The organism is Mucilaginibacter lappiensis, from assembly GCF_050433765.1.
In the GTDB taxonomy this organism is placed as follows: domain Bacteria; phylum Bacteroidota; class Bacteroidia; order Sphingobacteriales; family Sphingobacteriaceae; genus Mucilaginibacter; species Mucilaginibacter lappiensis_A.
Map to the genome: position 1 here is coordinate 78,394 of NZ_JBNPWP010000005.1, position 15,199 is coordinate 93,592.

Genomic DNA, 15,199 nt, shown 5'->3' on the forward strand with positions numbered 1-15,199 from the left:
TTCATGATGAAAAAGATTTATATCACCGTAATTTTAATTCTTTTAGTAACCAGCAACTTTGCACAGGTAAAAACCACGGTTACCCAATCAACAATTTCGTTTAAAATTAAAAACCTGGGTATTAATACCAGCGGAAGTTTTAACGGTTTACAGGCCGATATACAATTTAAACCCCAGGATCTGACTGGCAGTATTATTGAAGCATCGGTTGATGCGGGCTCTATTAATACCGACAATGATATGCGCGATAGCCACCTGAAAGGTGCGGATTACTTTGATGTAGCCACCTACCCAAAAATCAAGTTGAAATCGATATCATTTAAACATAAAAACGGAGGCAACTATACCGGCAACTTTAACGTAACTATAAAAGATAAAACAAAGTTGGTTGAAGTACCTTTTACTTATACTGAAACAGGCAATACCGCTGTATTTAATGGTAGCTTTAAGGTAAACAGATCTGATTTTGGCATTGGTGGCAAAAACATGATCTTATCAGACGAAGCCACAATTACAGTGAATACCGAGATCAGTAAGTAACAGGGTTTATAAAATTTAAATGGATAGTTGCATAAGTGCTATTGGGATAGCAAATCCCGACAACCGTATTGCGCAAAATGACATTTACCATTTTATGGTGAACGCGTTTGGGTTGGATACAAGTAATGCTTCGCGGCTTAAAAGTATTTATGATCATTCGGGTATTGATTACCGCTACTCGGTGATCCCTGATTTTGGCATCAGTGATCCTTCACAATACACTTTTTTTGAACAAACTGCCAATCTTGAACCTTTTCCCGGCACGCAAAAACGGTTAAAGTTTTACGAAAAGGAAGCCATAACTATTGCCATTAATGCCGTACACAACTGCCTGATTGGCTTTGAAGATGGTATTTTACAGCAGATAACCCACCTGATAACCGTTAGCTGTACCGGTATGCATGCCCCCGGTATTGATATTGAACTGGTTGAAAAACTACAACTTAACCGCGATACCGAGCGTACCTGCATTAATTTTATGGGATGCTACGGCGCTATAAACGCCCTAAAGGTGGCCGACTATATTTGCCGTGCCGAGCCAAGTGCAAAAGTACTTGTGGTAAGTGTTGAACTTTGCACGCTGCATTTTCAAAAAGATAATACCCTTGATAACTGGGTGGCCAACTCGCTGTTTAGTGATGGCGCGGCTGCAGTACTGGTCGAAAACACCGCTAATCGTTTGGGTAAGGGAACATACCTGTCATTAAAAAACTTTTATACAGAGTTTGTAACCGAGGCCCGTGATGATATGGGCTGGTATGTGGGCAATACCGGGTTCGAAATGAAACTCACCTCGCGGGTTTCTAAGCAGATCAAAAAACATATCAAGGCATTGATGGGTCGTTTTTTACAAAAAGTTAAGGTTGATGCCGGGCAGATCACCGCTTATGCTGTACACCCTGGTGGCCGTAAAATACTGGAAGCTGTTGAAGAAGCATTGGAACTGCCCGAAGAAAGCAATGCCTTTGCTTATCAAACACTGCAGGAGTATGGCAATATGTCGTCGGCTACAATACTGTTTGTTTTAAAAAAAATGCTGGCAGCACAAAATCTCAATGGTCAAAAAATAATGAGTTTTGCCTTTGGGCCGGGTTTAACAGTTGAGGGCATGATACTGGAAATGCATTAACCCATGAGCGATGTAATTGTAGTTGGCGGCGGTTTGGCAGGTTTATTCAATGCTATTTTGCTTAACCGGGCCGGTTTGCAGGTTACAGTCGTCGAAAAAAAAAGCTACCCCATGCATCGTGTATGTGGGGAGTACATATCTAACGAGGTAATTCCCTTTCTCAGTAAACTGGATATTGACCTGGAACCGCTGAATGTGGCACGCATCAACCGGCTGGAGGTCACCGCGGCATCGGGCACCAAACTTTCGCAAAAGCTTGATCTGGGGGGCTTTGGTTTAAGTCGTTTTACTTTTGATAACTTCCTTTACCGCAAAGCCCTTGCCGAAGGGGTAAATGTGATGACCAATACCAGGGTAGAAGATATCCGTTTCATGAGCAATCATTTCGAAGTGGTTACACCCGGCGATGTATTAACTGCTCCATTGGTGATCGGTTCTTTTGGCAAACGCTCCAATCTGGATCAAAAATTAAAACGGCCATTTTTTTATAAACGCAGTCCGTACCTGGCCGTAAAGTTTCATGTCAGGATGGATTTCCCCGATGATCTGATACAGCTCAACAATTATAAAGATGGCTATTGTGGCGTAAGCAAAACCGATGGCGACCGCTACTGCATGTGCTATATGGCCCACCGCGATGACCTGCGCAAGTATGGCAATCTGCCCGATCTGGAAGAGAACGTGATCCGGAAGAACCCATATCTCGATGACATTTTCCGTAATGCTGAATTTTTACTGGATAAGCCAGAGGTGATCAACGAGATTTCCTTTGAAAAAAAGGCACCGGTTGAAAACCATATCCTGATGAGCGGCGATACCGCCGGTATGATAGCCCCGCTTTGCGGTAACGGCATGACCATGGCCATCCATTCCGCTAAAATACTGTCCGAAAAGATCATCAGCCATTATCAGCGCGGTAAATTTACCGACAGTACCCGTGCAGCTCTCGAAGCCGATTATACCCAAAGCTGGAACGGTGAGTTTGCCCAGCGCCTGTGGGTGGGCCGCCAGTTGCAGCGCTTATTCGGCAATAACAATACTACCGCCCTTACCCTAAATATTTTAAATGGCCTGCCCGCCGTATCCCGTTTTTTGATCAGTAAAACACACGGCAAACCTTTTGTATGAGTCTAACGTATCTATTGCATGGCTGATTTAAAAATGCGTGTCTTCGACGCTGAAATAATGGACGATTTTGACCTACCTAACAGTGAGATCGCACCCGTTTTGATAGGGTTAGGCAAGGTTAACGCATGGTTTGGCGGGCATAACAGCTTAATAAAAGCCTTAAAAGACTTCCCCGTGCGTACAAGTTACTCCATAAGCGATTGGGGCTGCGGCGGTGGCGACACCTTAATTGCCATTAACAAGTGGGCTGCTAAAAATAACCTAAAGCTAAAATTAACAGGGGTAGATGCAGCACCGGCGGCCATCAGTTTTGCACGTGAAGCATCAGCCGGGCTTAATAACATTGACTATTTACAAGCCGATGTTATTGATGATGCAGACCGCATCAGGCCATGTGACATCATCATCAGCAGTTTATTTACCCATCATTTTGACGATGAACGCTGGATAAAGCTCATCAAAAACATGCAGGCATCGGCACGTAAAGGCATCATCATTACTGATCTGCACCGGCATTGGTTATTGTATTATGGCGTTATGGCCATAACCCATATGCTCACCCGCAACAAAATGGTGCGTAATGATGGCCCGCTTTCTGTAAAACGAGCCTTCAAAAAAGGGGAATTAGTGGCTTTATTAAAAAATGCAGAAATTGATAACTATAATTTAACATGGCATTGGCCATTCCGCTGGCAGTTAATTGTCTACAAATCGTAACTTTACGGATATGAATTTGCGTGTACTGGTTTTAATAACCGCCCTGGGCGTGGCTATAACGCTATCAGCTGTTAACTTTTATTTTCAACATAAGTGGTATGATGTAATGGTGACCTTTGTAGCCACACTGGTTACCAGCTATGTAGTTTTTTATTACCTCATTGAAAAATACATTTACTCCCGTATAAAACTTATTTATAAGCTTATTCACAATTTAAAACTGGGCCGCGATCTGCGCGATGCACTGGGCGAGCATGTAAGCGCCAACCCCATTAATGATGTGGAAGAGGAAGTGAAGGAATGGGCCAAACAAAAGAAAATAGAAATTGACGAGTTGCGTAAACAGGAAAAATTCCGCCGCGACTTTCTGTCAAACATATCGCATGAGTTTAAAACCCCACTTTTTGCTATACAGGGTTATATTGAAGCCCTGCAGGATGATGATTTTGACGACCGCGAAATGGCCCGTCAATTTTTGGATAAGGCATCAAAAAATGTAGATCGCTTAAGCTATCTGATCAAGGATCTTGACGAGATCTCTAAACTTGAATCGGGCGAAATACCTATCAATTACAGCAAATTCAAGATCAATGATCTTATTAAAGAGGTTTTTGAATCATTGGAGATAAAAGGCAAGCAATACCATATTAAATTAATATTTAAACAAAAATACGATGAAGGCATCCTGGTATATGCCGACCGTGAAAAAATAAGGCAGGTGCTGGTTAACCTGATTGATAATTCCTTTAAGTATGGCAAAGAAGAAGGCAGCACCTCCGTAAGCCTTTTTGTATTGCATGACCAGGTTTTAGTTGAAGTGACCGATGATGGCATTGGTATTGAAGAAAAGTTCCTTCCGCGTCTGTTTGAGCGCTTTTACCGCACAGACACCAGCAGATCAAGGCAAATTGGCGGCTCGGGGTTGGGGCTGGCCATTGTAAAACATATTATTGAAGCCCACCAGCAAACTATTAATGTGCGCAGCACCGAGGGGCTTGGTTCAACATTTGGATTTACCTTGCAAATTGTTAAACAAACCTTACCCTTTCCCCACATACCAGCGCTAAAAAGTTAACATTAAATTAACATAAGCAACCGTACCTTTATCCCAATTTAAAGCATTATGTCACTTAACAGTATATTCCAATATTTTGTACCCAAGGACAAAAAAATATTTTTTCCTTTATTTGAGCAAGCGGCAAGCAATGTAGTTACCATGGCTACGGTATTGGTTGAGGCTGTTAACTCCAATAACCCCGCCACCCAGGAGGAACTGTATAAACAGATTGATAAATTAGAAAATAAGGGCGATGAGTTAACCCACCAGATATACCTGGAACTGGGCAAAAACTTTATTACCCCCTTTGATCGCGAAGACATACATGCATTAGCTACAGCGATTGATGATGTGGCTGATTATATTCATGGGGCTGCTAACCGCATGAGCCTTTACAAAATTGACGACTTTAACGAGCATATCCGTAAACTGTCTGACCTGATATTGCAAGCCAGTATTGACCTGGAAAAAGCGGTTAAGGAACTAAAGGACCTTAGGAACGTACGTAATATTGCCGATTCATGCATCAGGATAAACAGCGTGGAAAACCAGGCCGATTATGTTTTTGACCGCGCCGTGGCCGATCTGTTCCTGTACGAAAAGGATGCTATCCGCCTAATAAAATATAAAGAAATACTTGCTGCCCTTGAAACCGCTACTGATATGTGCGAAGATGCAGCAAATGTTATGGAATCAATTTTAGTTAAAAACGCTTAAGCATACCTAATCATCATTAAATGGTTACTTCCCTACTTGTTGTTGTTATTGCCCTTGCACTTATTTTTGATTACACCAACGGCTTTCATGATGCAGCCAACTCCATTGCCACTATAGTATCAACCAAAGTGCTAACACCTTTTCAAGCGGTGTTATGGGCAGCGGTCTTTAACTTTATTGCTTATTTCTTTATAAAGGAACACTCTGTGGCTCAAACTGTATCAAAAATAGTTTTAGAGCATTATGTAACTATTCACGTTATACTGGCTGGTTTAATAGCAGCCATATCCTGGAACCTGATCACCTGGTGGTTCGGGATTCCTTCCAGTTCATCCCATACGCTTATTGGTGGTTTTGCCGGCGCCGGTATGACCAATGCGCTTTATATGCATGCCAATCCGCTAAACGCTATTGAAATGCACTACGTTTTAACCATTATAGCCTATATCGTGTTAGCGCCGTTTATTGGTTTGCTTATAGCCTACCTGGTTACTATTGCCATACTACACATTTGTAAAAGGGCAAAACCTGCCGTTGCTGAGCGCTGGTTTAAAAGGCTGCAATTAGTTTCGGCTGCAGCATTAAGTTACGCGCATGGTGGTAACGATGCGCAAAAGGTAATGGGTATATTATATGTAACCCTGGTTACATCAAACGTAATTAAAAGCGGTGCGCCAATGCCTGAGTGGATCCCGCTGGCTTGTTATTCGGCCATTGCTGCCGGAACCATGTCGGGCGGATGGAAGATCGTGAAAACCATGGGATCAAAGATCACCAAGGTTACACCACTTGAAGGTGTAAGTGCCGAAACCGCAGGTGCAATAACCCTGTTCATTACCGAAAGATTTGGTATCCCGGTATCAACCACACATACTATTACAGGTTCAATTATAGGTGTAGGCTTAACCAAGCGGGTTTCGGCCGTGCGCTGGGGGGTAACTATTAACCTGGTTTGGGCCTGGATCATTACTATCCCTATATCGGCCCTTATTGCTGGTGGCGTATTCGCTCTATTAAAGGTGATAGGGTAATTTTTTGTGGCAGTAACTTTTTAATAATTTTAACCGCTTATGAGATCAAAAATTTTAGTAATAACCTCTTTGTTAGTGTTTATAACATTAACCAGTTGTGATACACTGAACCAGGCAGCACAGGCAGCTGTGCAACAACAGGGAACCCCATCAACATTAGAGATAGGCAATGGCCTTAAACAAGCCCTTGAAATTGGCACTGGCAAAAGCTCTGACCAACTATCGGCATTGAATGGTTTTTTTGGTAACGCGGCTATTAAAATCCTCTTCCCTCCTGAGGCTCAAAAGGCCGAAAAAACATTGCGCGGACTTGGCCTGAACAGTTTATGTGATAACGTGATATTATCACTTAACCGTGCTGCCGAAGACGCAGCCAAGCAAGCGAAACCCATTTTTGTTGATGCCATTAAGCAAATGACACTGCAGGATGTCACCAACATTTTATTAGGTAACCAGGATGCGGCAACTCAATACTTTAAGCGCACTACCACCTCACAATTATCTATTAAATTTAAACCGGTGATACAGGGCAGCCTGAATAAAGTAAACGCTACAAAATACTACACAGATGCAGCCACTGCATATAACAAGGTACCTTTCGTATCCAAACTTAATCCCGATATCAGCGATTATGTAACTCAAAAAGCCATTGATGGTTTATTTGTAGAGATAGCGAAAGAAGAACTGAACATCCGCTCAAATTTGGGCGCACGTACCACACCATTACTGCAAAAAGTGTTCTCTTTTGCTGATAAGAAGAAAAAATCCTGATAAGGAAATATAGCATAAACAAAAAGCGCGATGGTGATCACCATCGCGCTTTTTGTTTATGGTCAATAACCCTTTCATGAAACACAAATCTTATTTCTTTTCTTCCCGTCAGCAGATAAGCTTCGGATGAAAGCAGACAGAACATGCTGGACTTGTGCGACTGCAGGGGCATTAGCAATTTTGCCAGAAGCGATGGCTATGAGCGAACGAAAGTGGCGGCAAAATTAAGCAGCCCGTGGTTCTGGCTGATTTGCGAGGCGAAGGCCTTGTGCGGCAAAGAAGCATTTCTGCGGAAAGCCCTTTGGTTACTTTGTGGCTACAAAGTAACTGGCCCACCCGCGGCCAAGAGCGGGTCTGCTATAGGCATATTCGCTCTGTATAGCATAAAGATTGCTTCGTTCCTCGCAATGACGAGTTGGGAGGCAATGTCTATATTAAGCTTATTTTTGTTTTTGAAACTTCACCTTAACCGTAACCTGTTCAGGTTGGCGGTTGTTATTGCCAACCCATGAAGGGCCAGCCTTAATCAGATCGATAGCTTTTTGATCAGCAGTGGCATTCAGGCTCTTTTTAATTTTAAAATCGCTAAGGTTACCATCTGTATCAACAGTAAAAGCAACACTTACACTCCCCGTTGTACCATCGGTTAAAAAGGCATTTGTTTGTAAATATTTTTTAAGCGAACTCCATCCATCCTGCGGATGTGCACTTTCAGCGGCGGGTTCATCATTTGCATCTTTTTTAGTCACTACAACTTCACTAAGGGCACCTTTAATCTGATCGAGTTCTACTTTTAAGCTATCACCTCCTTTTGCACTTACCTGCTTGTGCTCATAACCAATAGATGCAATATCCAATGTTTCTTTATTTCCTGACACGGGTAAAGCAAAATACCCGTTGGTATTGGTTACTGTTGATTTATTTGTTCCCTTAATGCGTATAGCGGCGCCGATCACAGGCTGACCATCATCCTTTGAAATAATGATGCCCGAAATATTAGTACCGGCAATGTGTCCGGGGCCAAATTGCGTTTTTGAATCTTTTGATGTAATTACCGTTAAACCCTCTACTTTACCCTGCAACTTTGAGTCGATAGTCGCTGCGGAAGATCTTGCTTTTCCCCTGGCCAATTCGGCCTTTTCCAGACTATCCTGTTTACTTTGCTGATTATAGTTCATGACCACAACCTCGCTTAGTTGTTGCGTATTATCCTTTTTCTCTTCCTGCAGTTTAATTGTTGGCGCGGCCGGAGGCGTTTCATTCGCCGTGTACCCATAGTTTGAATCAGAAGCAACTTTACTATCATTCGCTGATATTTCCTGCTGATATAAGGCCTTATCGCTTAGCTTACCGGCCGGTTTTAATACGGCGGCCGGTTTCGCATTTTGTGTAATTAACGGAGCTTGTGCAACAGAAGCAGCGGGCGCTTTTAAAGTGTCTTTTGATTGTTCAACCTTGGTCTTATCAGGGACGGGCAGCGCAATATTGGCTATTTTCTCTGCCGGAGGTGTTTTTTTAAGCCACAAGCCGCCAATAGTTAATACCACAATAATTGACGCGGCTATTGACAATATCTTCCATGGAATAATGCGAGCTTTTTTTACACTGGTACGCTGTTCCAATCGTTCAGATAGCTCATTAAGATTAGTCTGCTGATCTTTACCGGCAGTTTCATATCCTTCTAACGCGTCCATCAAAAATGGATCGTCAAGGGCCTCGCGTTCAAGCTTATGCATGGCAGTGGCACTAAGCTCCCCGTTATGGTACTTCCTGATCTGCGCTATGTCTACTTTTTTATTGCTCACTGTTCTTCTCCAGGCAAATTTTCAGGTTTCGTTTGCCGTTTTGTATATAACTTTTTACCTCATTTAAACTAAAACCGGTAACATCTGCCACTTCCTTATAGCACTTCTCTTTTAAATAAAACAAATCAATGCTTTGTTTTTGCGCCCCGGTTAGTTTATCAATACAACGCTCCAAAGCGTTATAAGCTTCTTCGCGGTTATTATCATCAGGATGCAAAAGCGGGGTAAATTCCATAACCTCATCCAAAGCAACCGTTTCTAATTTTTTACCGGCCCTTAATTGCATTAAGCAATAATTGCGCCCAAGTACATATAACCAGCTCCTGAATATGCTGATATCATGTTGTTTAACTTTGGTCACCAACTCTTCAAATATCCCCATCACCGCATCCTTTGCCAATTCTTCATCCTTCAGGTATTTTAAACAAACGCCATAAACTAAAGGCATATACCTTTCATACAGTTGCCCTAAAACTGCAACATCACCGCTACTACGATAAATAGATAGCAGTTCATCGTCGGTTGATGAGCTTTGTTTATTTGGTTTGATAGAATTGGCCATTAAAAAGCGCAAAATAAATTTTTTAAATCGTTTATGGAAATTAACAGTTGCATACATCCTTATTAAAAACAAAAATGTTATGAAACAGCTATTATTCATTCTGATACTTGCGGGCTTAACAGGCTTTAAGCCAACCAGCAGCCGTCACATCAGCGGAACCGTTTATGATGATACCCGCTCGGTATTGCCGGGTGTACAGGTATTAGTAACAGGTACCCGTATTGCCACACAAACAGACACCAAAGGGCACTACGCCATTGACGTACCGGAGGGTAAAACCAGTTTAACATTCAGTTTTATTGGGTTTGAGCCTCAAACCATTAAAATAAGTAAAAGCAATACCATAAATGTTTACCTCAAAGCATCATTTAAAACACTTAACGAAGTAGTAGTGACAGGTTATGGAACGCAAAGAAAAGTAAACATTACCGGCAGTGTAGCAACCATCAATCAGGCACCTGCTTCAGCTAATCAAAAGCTGGCTGGCAAGGTAGCCGGGATTGCTGTCAGCAAAAGCAAAATGTCCTCAAATGGTTATATAACGGCTGATGCAAGAATGATGCCCCCTCCGACAGAAAACGATGAAAGCTATAAGGGCATCAACGAAAATGGCTTTAAAACTGTCGACAGCGAACCCTTATCTACCTTTTCTGTCGATGTTGACGCAGCCTCGTATAGCAATGTAAGGCGCTTTATCAATAACGGGCAGTTGCCGCCTGCCGATGCCGTAAGGATTGAGGAAATGATCAATTACTTTCATTACAACATACCAGGTCCAACCAACAATGAACCTGTAGCCATTAATACCGAACTATCTTCCGCACCCTGGAACAGCAAACATCGTTTACTTCGCATCGGCTTAAAAGCTAAAACCATTGCTACCGATAAACTGCCCGCTTCAAATTTGGTGTTCCTGATTGATGTTTCGGGATCGATGAATGATGTTAACAAATTGCCGTTGGTACAGTCGTCATTAAAAATGCTGGTTAACCAATTAAGACCACTGGATAGAGTTGCTATTGTGGTTTATGCCGGAGCAGCCGGCGTGGTATTACCAGCCACCACCGGCGATAAAAAAAACACCATAAACAATGCCATTGATAATTTACAAGCCGGCGGCTCTACAGCCGGGGGAGCTGGTATTACACTGGCCTACAAAATTGCACAGGAAAACTTTATGAAAGGCGGCAATAATCGCGTGATGCTGGCAACCGACGGTGATTTTAATGTTGGCGCATCCAGCGATGATGATATGGAAAAACTGATTGAAAAGGAACGTGAAAGTGGCATATCGTTATCTGTTTTAGGTTTCGGGATGGGTAATTATAAAGACAGCAAAATGGAAACCCTTGCCGATAAGGGTAATGGTAATTATGCCTACATTGATAATATTACCGAAGCCCGCAAAACCCTGATCAGCGAATTTGGAGGCACCTTATTTACCATTGCCAAAGATGTAAAGCTGCAAGTAGAATTTAACCCGGCCAAAGTACAGGCCTACCGCCTGCTGGGTTATGAGAACCGCGCTTTAAACAAAGAGGATTTTAACAATGATAAAAAAGATGCCGGCGATATGGGTTCTGGTCATACGGTAACCGCGTTTTATGAAATAGTGCCAGCCGGAATTAAGGATGATTATTCGGGCAGTGTTGATCCGTTGAAATATCAAAAACCAAAACCTGTTACCTATATAAGCACTACCGACGAAATGCTGACCATTAAATTCAGGTACAAACAACCAACCTCATCAGTTAGTAAAGTGAGCCAGGTTATCGTTAAAGATACTCCGATAGCGTTAAAAGCAACATCAATTGATTTTAGGTTCGCGGCCGCTGTTGCTGAGTTTGGTATGGTGTTACGTGATTCGCAGTTTAAACAACATTCAAGCTATGACCAGGCCATACAAATGGCCCGCGCCGCAAAAGGAGAGGACACCGAGGGTTACCGCGCCGAATTTATAAAACTGGCAGAAAGTGCCAAACTACTAAGTCCGGGCAAAGTACTGGCATCTGACGAAGAAAATTAATGTGTTTATCGATTAGAATTTTCAATGGGTAAAAAAATAGATGTCATTTCGAACGTAGAGAGAAATCTTATACTACTTGCATTATTCGCCCTTTGTACATTTTATAAGATTTCTCCTCGTTCCTCATTCGAAATGACATTCAAGATTTGTTTTTAATTAAAGGTACTCGGGAGCATTTATCGTTAAACACATTAAAACTACTGCAGAACCAGGTATACAGGATCAATAAGGGGAATGTGGCTGATTTGTATCACCTGCCTGTAAAACAAGGCCTCTGCTTATGCAGGGGCTTTTGTTGTACCATAAGTTTATCCGTAATTTGCACCACATTTATAATCTGTGAAACTCTACGTTAAAAATATGGTATGCAACCGCTGTAAAATGGCGGTAAAAACCGAACTGGAAAAAGCCGGTGTCGAGCCACTGAGTGTAGAACTTGGTGAGATAACCCTTAACGAAAATCCAACAGGAAAGCAACTCGATGGATTGGGAAAAGCATTGAACGCTTTAGGATTTGAAATTATTGACAACCAGAAAAGCCGCCTCATAGAGCAGATCAAAACACAGATCATTAAGCTGGTGCATTATACCGATACGTCAACTCCATTAAAACTCTCAGCCATATTAACAGATCAGTTGCACCACGATTACAGCTACCTGAGCAATTTATTTTCGGCGGTGGAGGGCACTACTATTGAAAAATACTACATCGCCCAAAAAATTGAACGGGTAAAAGAGCTGCTGGTTTATAACGAGCTCAATCTGTCAGAAATAGCCAACCTGATGGGGTATAGTAGCGTGGCTCACCTTTCGGCACAATTTAAGCAGGTAACCGGCATGACACCCTCAAAGTTTAAAAGCCTGCAGATACATCACCGTCAAAATCTCGACGATGTGTAAACTATCTCTTAACGAAGTGAAATCTTATAAAATCCATCTATAATTCTGTAAAGTCTACAGGGGCTTCGGCGGGTAAATTTGTGTTATCAATTTAATTATTTAAATCAAATGACACATACTTATCAAATAGCCGGCATGACCTGCAGCGGCTGCCAGCATAAAGTCCAAACCTTGCTTTCGCAGGTAAAAGACGTGCGGAACGTAGATATTTCACTTGCCGAGGGCACAGCCGATATTACCATGGGCCGGCATGTCCCTACATCAGCATTACAGGATGCTTTAAAAGATTTTCCTAAATATCAGCTAAGCGAGGCTGCGCACAATCACATGGCCAGTATGGAAATGGATGATATCGAAAGCAGATCATGGCTGGCTACCTACAAACCCATACTGCTGATATTTGGCTATATATTAACCATAGCGCTTATTGCTGGTTACACCGCGCATGGTTTTATGACCATGACCGCCATGCGCATATTCATGAGCGGCTTTTTCCTGGTGTTCTCCTTTTTTAAACTACTTAACCTGCAGGGCTTTGCGGATAGCTACTCCATGTATGATATTATAGCCAAACGTTTCAGGCAGTGGGGATATATTTATGCTTTTATCGAACTGGGCTTAGGCCTGGCCTTTGCCCTGGATATTCAACCGTTCACCGTAAATTTGATCACCTTTATAGTAATGAGCGTGAGCCTGATAGGTGTGCTGCAAAGCGTGCTGAACAAAAGAAAGATACAATGCGCATGTCTCGGCGCTGTTTTTAATTTACCCATGAGCACGGTTACCATTGTGGAAGACGCTTTGATGATTGTGATGAGTGCAGTAACATTATTTAGTGTTTTTTAAGCCATACATTCAAAAGCAAAGGTCTTCCCATCATATCGGCCTTTGCTTTTGAATAATGTAACACACTGCCAGGAGTAACTATAGTTTTACTTACTTAAATGTCATTTATTTTACATGTTAATGTACCGATACGTTAAAAACCATCTTATTCCCTACATTTGCGGTTTGCCCAAAATATAAACGTACGGAGGGCAATTTATCATAAACAGAAACTTCATGTACGATATTTGTTGCATAGGGCATATTACGTTAGATAAGGTGGTTACACCAAGGGCGGTGGCACACATGGCCGGTGGCACATCATTTTACTTTTCAAGCGCCATCCGCAATATGGATGTGAGCTATACACTGGTAACTTCGCTTGCCGAAAGCGAAATGCATACTGTTGAAACCCTGCGCGCAAAAGGCACCGAGGTACATGCTTCTACCTGTGCGCATACTGTATATTTCGAAAACATTTATTCAGGTAATCAGGATCATCGTACCCAAAGGGTATTACAAAAGGCCGATCCTTTTACTATTGAGCAATTGAATGGTATCAATGCCAGTATATTCCATTTAGGTCCGCTGCTTGCTGATGACATTCCGGTTAATCTGATCAAAGAACTAAGCAGCCGGGGCAGGGTATCGTTAGATGCACAAGGTTATTTACGCAAGGTTGAGGACAAAAATGTAATTGCTGTTGACTGGCCGGCCAAAAAAGAAGCTTTGCAATACATTGATATTTTAAAGGTGAATGAGCACGAGCTGGAAGCGCTTACCGGGCTTACAGACATCAAGAAAGGCGCTGAAGTATTGGCCGATTGGGGTGTTAAAGAAGTGGTAGTTACCCTGGGCAGCATGGGTTCTGTAATTTATGCTGATGGTATTTTTTATAATGTACCTGCCTACATACCAACTGCTGTTGTTGACGCTACCGGATGCGGCGACACCTACATGGCTGGCTATTTATATCAGCGTACCAAAGGCGCTTTGTTCCAGGAGGCCGGAGAGTTTGCCGCGGCTATGGCCAGCTTTAAAATAGAATCATCAGGGCCGTTTACCGGTACTAAGGAGGATGTAATGAATTTGCTGGAAATTGGGCAAAAGACTTTTAGTTACTAAATTATAATTTGTCATCCTGAGCGACAGCGAAGGATCTATTATTGAACGTGCCTATCGTAGAATAGATGCTTCACGTTGTTCAGCATGACAAAATAGTTTACTTATATTTCCTTTACATCAGTAGCGCTTATCCAGCCTTCGTTACCGTTGGATAGTCTTATTTTCACCCAGTCGTTACTGTGCTGTAAAATATCAACTTTGGTTCCGTCATGCAGCACAAACAAGTTTTTTGAAGTATTACTCGGTGCACTTTTTATGGTCACCGAACTACTAAAAATAATGGCCTGCCGATGGCTTTCAAAATAGTCGGCTTGCCTTGCGGCCACAAAAATGGTAGCCAAACCAAAAAACAATAGCAGGATAGCGGTATAAAAAGAGATCTTTTTCACGCTGACCGAATTGGTAAACCTGTAAAGGATAAAAACGAGTGAACCAGCCAGAAAGAACAACACGCTCAGCACTGCCAATGTACCTAACGAAGCTCCTAAAATAAAGGCATGCCACCATTTGCTTATAAAAAACTCCGGAGCTTCATCCAGCTTATCGCTGGTTTTTAAGTTGGCCAGCTGGATATTAACGCGGATATCCTCATCGCCCGGCGAAAGCTTATGCGCCTTTTCATAATACAACAATGCCGGTGCGATATCATCTGTTTTATAATAGGCATTACCCAAATTAAAATAAACCGCCGTTGACTGATAACCACCATCCACTAACTTTTGGTAAGATGTTATAGCCTCTTTATATTGGGCTTTGGCATATTGTTCGTTTCCCTTTTTAAACAGCGCAGCTGCTGCATCATCATTACTAAAAGCTAATAATGGCGATACAATGAGCAGCAACAGGTATATGATTCGTTTGATCAT

Annotated in this window: 15 protein-coding genes; 12 read left to right on the forward strand and 3 right to left on the reverse strand. The window is 42.2% G+C overall.

The genetic code is table 11. The annotated features are described in order from the left end of the window. Positions 1–3: 3 nt before the first annotated feature. From M2273_RS16600 to M2273_RS16635, 8 genes are read left to right on the forward strand one after another with little or no spacing between them, the layout of a single operon-like run. Entirely contained in the window at positions 4–540 is a 537-nt protein-coding gene (locus M2273_RS16600; RefSeq protein WP_429398788.1) for a YceI family protein, read from the forward strand. A 19-nt stretch (positions 541–559) separates the two neighbouring features. Further along, positions 560–1,669: a type III polyketide synthase gene (locus M2273_RS16605; RefSeq protein WP_429398790.1), complete on the forward strand. Its 1,110-nt coding sequence runs from the start codon at positions 560–562 to the stop codon at positions 1,667–1,669. A 3-nt stretch (positions 1,670–1,672) separates the two neighbouring features. Then, complete coding sequence (locus M2273_RS16610; protein WP_429398792.1) at positions 1,673–2,797, forward strand: NAD(P)/FAD-dependent oxidoreductase; 1,125 nt, start codon at positions 1,673–1,675, stop codon at positions 2,795–2,797. Between the two features lie 18 nt (positions 2,798–2,815). Beyond that, positions 2,816–3,514: a methyltransferase domain-containing protein gene (locus M2273_RS16615; RefSeq protein WP_429398794.1), complete on the forward strand. Its 699-nt coding sequence runs from the start codon at positions 2,816–2,818 to the stop codon at positions 3,512–3,514. 10 nt (positions 3,515–3,524) lie between these two features. Continuing rightward, positions 3,525–4,589 (forward strand): sensor histidine kinase, encoded by a 1,065-nt coding sequence (locus M2273_RS16620; protein WP_429398796.1) that lies wholly within the window; start codon positions 3,525–3,527, stop codon positions 4,587–4,589. Positions 4,590–4,637: 48 nt separating this feature from the next. Continuing rightward, a complete protein-coding gene (locus M2273_RS16625) occupies positions 4,638–5,288 on the forward strand; it encodes a DUF47 domain-containing protein (RefSeq protein WP_076371689.1) in 651 nt (216 codons plus the stop codon). A gap of 20 nt (positions 5,289–5,308) precedes the next feature. Then, complete coding sequence (locus tag M2273_RS16630; protein WP_429398799.1) at positions 5,309–6,319, forward strand: inorganic phosphate transporter; 1,011 nt, start codon at positions 5,309–5,311, stop codon at positions 6,317–6,319. Between the two features lie 39 nt (positions 6,320–6,358). Beyond that, positions 6,359–7,090: a DUF4197 domain-containing protein gene (locus tag M2273_RS16635; RefSeq protein WP_429398801.1), complete on the forward strand. Its 732-nt coding sequence runs from the start codon at positions 6,359–6,361 to the stop codon at positions 7,088–7,090. A gap of 440 nt (positions 7,091–7,530) precedes the next feature. Here M2273_RS16635 and M2273_RS16640 read toward each other — a convergent pair whose 3' ends face one another. After that, on the reverse strand, positions 7,531–8,895 hold the full coding sequence (locus M2273_RS16640) for a carboxypeptidase-like regulatory domain-containing protein (RefSeq protein ID WP_429398803.1): 1,365 nt from the start codon (positions 8,893–8,895) through the stop codon (positions 7,531–7,533). Then, complete coding sequence (locus tag M2273_RS16645) at positions 8,885–9,457, reverse strand: RNA polymerase sigma factor (protein WP_429398805.1); 573 nt, start codon at positions 9,455–9,457, stop codon at positions 8,885–8,887. Before M2273_RS16645 ends, M2273_RS16640 begins: the two co-directional genes overlap by 11 nt. Before the next feature lie 79 nt (positions 9,458–9,536). Here M2273_RS16645 and M2273_RS16650 point away from each other — a divergent pair, with 79 nt between their 5' ends. The 4 genes from M2273_RS16650 to M2273_RS16665 all read left to right on the forward strand — a co-directional run bounded on the left by M2273_RS16650 (position 9,537) and on the right by M2273_RS16665 (position 14,333). Then, the gene (locus M2273_RS16650) at positions 9,537–11,483 is read left to right on the forward strand and encodes a YfbK domain-containing protein (RefSeq protein WP_429398807.1); all 1,947 of its coding nucleotides are present in this window, start codon (positions 9,537–9,539) and stop codon (positions 11,481–11,483) included. A gap of 381 nt (positions 11,484–11,864) precedes the next feature. Then, positions 11,865–12,383, forward strand: a complete 519-nt coding sequence (locus tag M2273_RS16655) for a helix-turn-helix domain-containing protein (protein WP_429398809.1) — start codon at positions 11,865–11,867, stop codon at positions 12,381–12,383. 108 nt (positions 12,384–12,491) lie between these two features. Then, positions 12,492–13,229 carry a heavy-metal-associated domain-containing protein gene (locus M2273_RS16660; RefSeq protein WP_429398811.1) on the forward strand — a complete coding sequence of 246 codons (738 nt, stop codon included), beginning with the start codon at positions 12,492–12,494 and terminating at the stop codon, positions 13,227–13,229. A 216-nt stretch (positions 13,230–13,445) separates the two neighbouring features. Beyond that, complete coding sequence (locus tag M2273_RS16665; RefSeq protein WP_429398813.1) at positions 13,446–14,333, forward strand: PfkB family carbohydrate kinase; 888 nt, start codon at positions 13,446–13,448, stop codon at positions 14,331–14,333. A gap of 101 nt (positions 14,334–14,434) precedes the next feature. Here M2273_RS16665 and M2273_RS16670 read toward each other — a convergent pair whose 3' ends face one another. Next, the gene (locus M2273_RS16670) at positions 14,435–15,199 is read right to left on the reverse strand and encodes an SH3 domain-containing protein (RefSeq protein WP_429398815.1); all 765 of its coding nucleotides are present in this window, start codon (positions 15,197–15,199) and stop codon (positions 14,435–14,437) included.

Excerpts from the sequence above, each read along its gene's own strand:
- M2273_RS16600 (WP_429398788.1), top strand. The coding sequence starts at position 4 with ATGATGAAAAAGATTTATATCACCGTAATTTTAATTCTTTTAGTAACC.
- M2273_RS16605 (WP_429398790.1), top strand. The coding sequence starts at position 560 with ATGGATAGTTGCATAAGTGCTATTGGGATAGCAAATCCCGACAACCGT.
- M2273_RS16610 (WP_429398792.1), top strand. The coding sequence starts at position 1,673 with ATGAGCGATGTAATTGTAGTTGGCGGCGGTTTGGCAGGTTTATTCAAT.
- M2273_RS16615 (WP_429398794.1), top strand. The coding sequence starts at position 2,816 with ATGGCTGATTTAAAAATGCGTGTCTTCGACGCTGAAATAATGGACGAT.
- M2273_RS16620 (WP_429398796.1), top strand. The coding sequence starts at position 3,525 with ATGAATTTGCGTGTACTGGTTTTAATAACCGCCCTGGGCGTGGCTATA.
- M2273_RS16625 (WP_076371689.1), top strand. The coding sequence starts at position 4,638 with ATGTCACTTAACAGTATATTCCAATATTTTGTACCCAAGGACAAAAAA.
- M2273_RS16630 (WP_429398799.1), top strand. The coding sequence starts at position 5,309 with ATGGTTACTTCCCTACTTGTTGTTGTTATTGCCCTTGCACTTATTTTT.
- M2273_RS16635 (WP_429398801.1), top strand. The coding sequence starts at position 6,359 with ATGAGATCAAAAATTTTAGTAATAACCTCTTTGTTAGTGTTTATAACA.
- M2273_RS16645 (WP_429398805.1), bottom strand. The coding sequence starts at position 9,457 with ATGGCCAATTCTATCAAACCAAATAAACAAAGCTCATCAACCGACGAT.
- M2273_RS16650 (WP_429398807.1), top strand. The coding sequence starts at position 9,537 with ATGAAACAGCTATTATTCATTCTGATACTTGCGGGCTTAACAGGCTTT.
- M2273_RS16655 (WP_429398809.1), top strand. The coding sequence starts at position 11,865 with ATGGCGGTAAAAACCGAACTGGAAAAAGCCGGTGTCGAGCCACTGAGT.
- M2273_RS16660 (WP_429398811.1), top strand. The coding sequence starts at position 12,492 with ATGACACATACTTATCAAATAGCCGGCATGACCTGCAGCGGCTGCCAG.
- M2273_RS16665 (WP_429398813.1), top strand. The coding sequence starts at position 13,446 with ATGTACGATATTTGTTGCATAGGGCATATTACGTTAGATAAGGTGGTT.
- M2273_RS16670 (WP_429398815.1), bottom strand. The coding sequence starts at position 15,199 with ATGATCAAACGAATCATATACCTGTTGCTGCTCATTGTATCGCCATTA.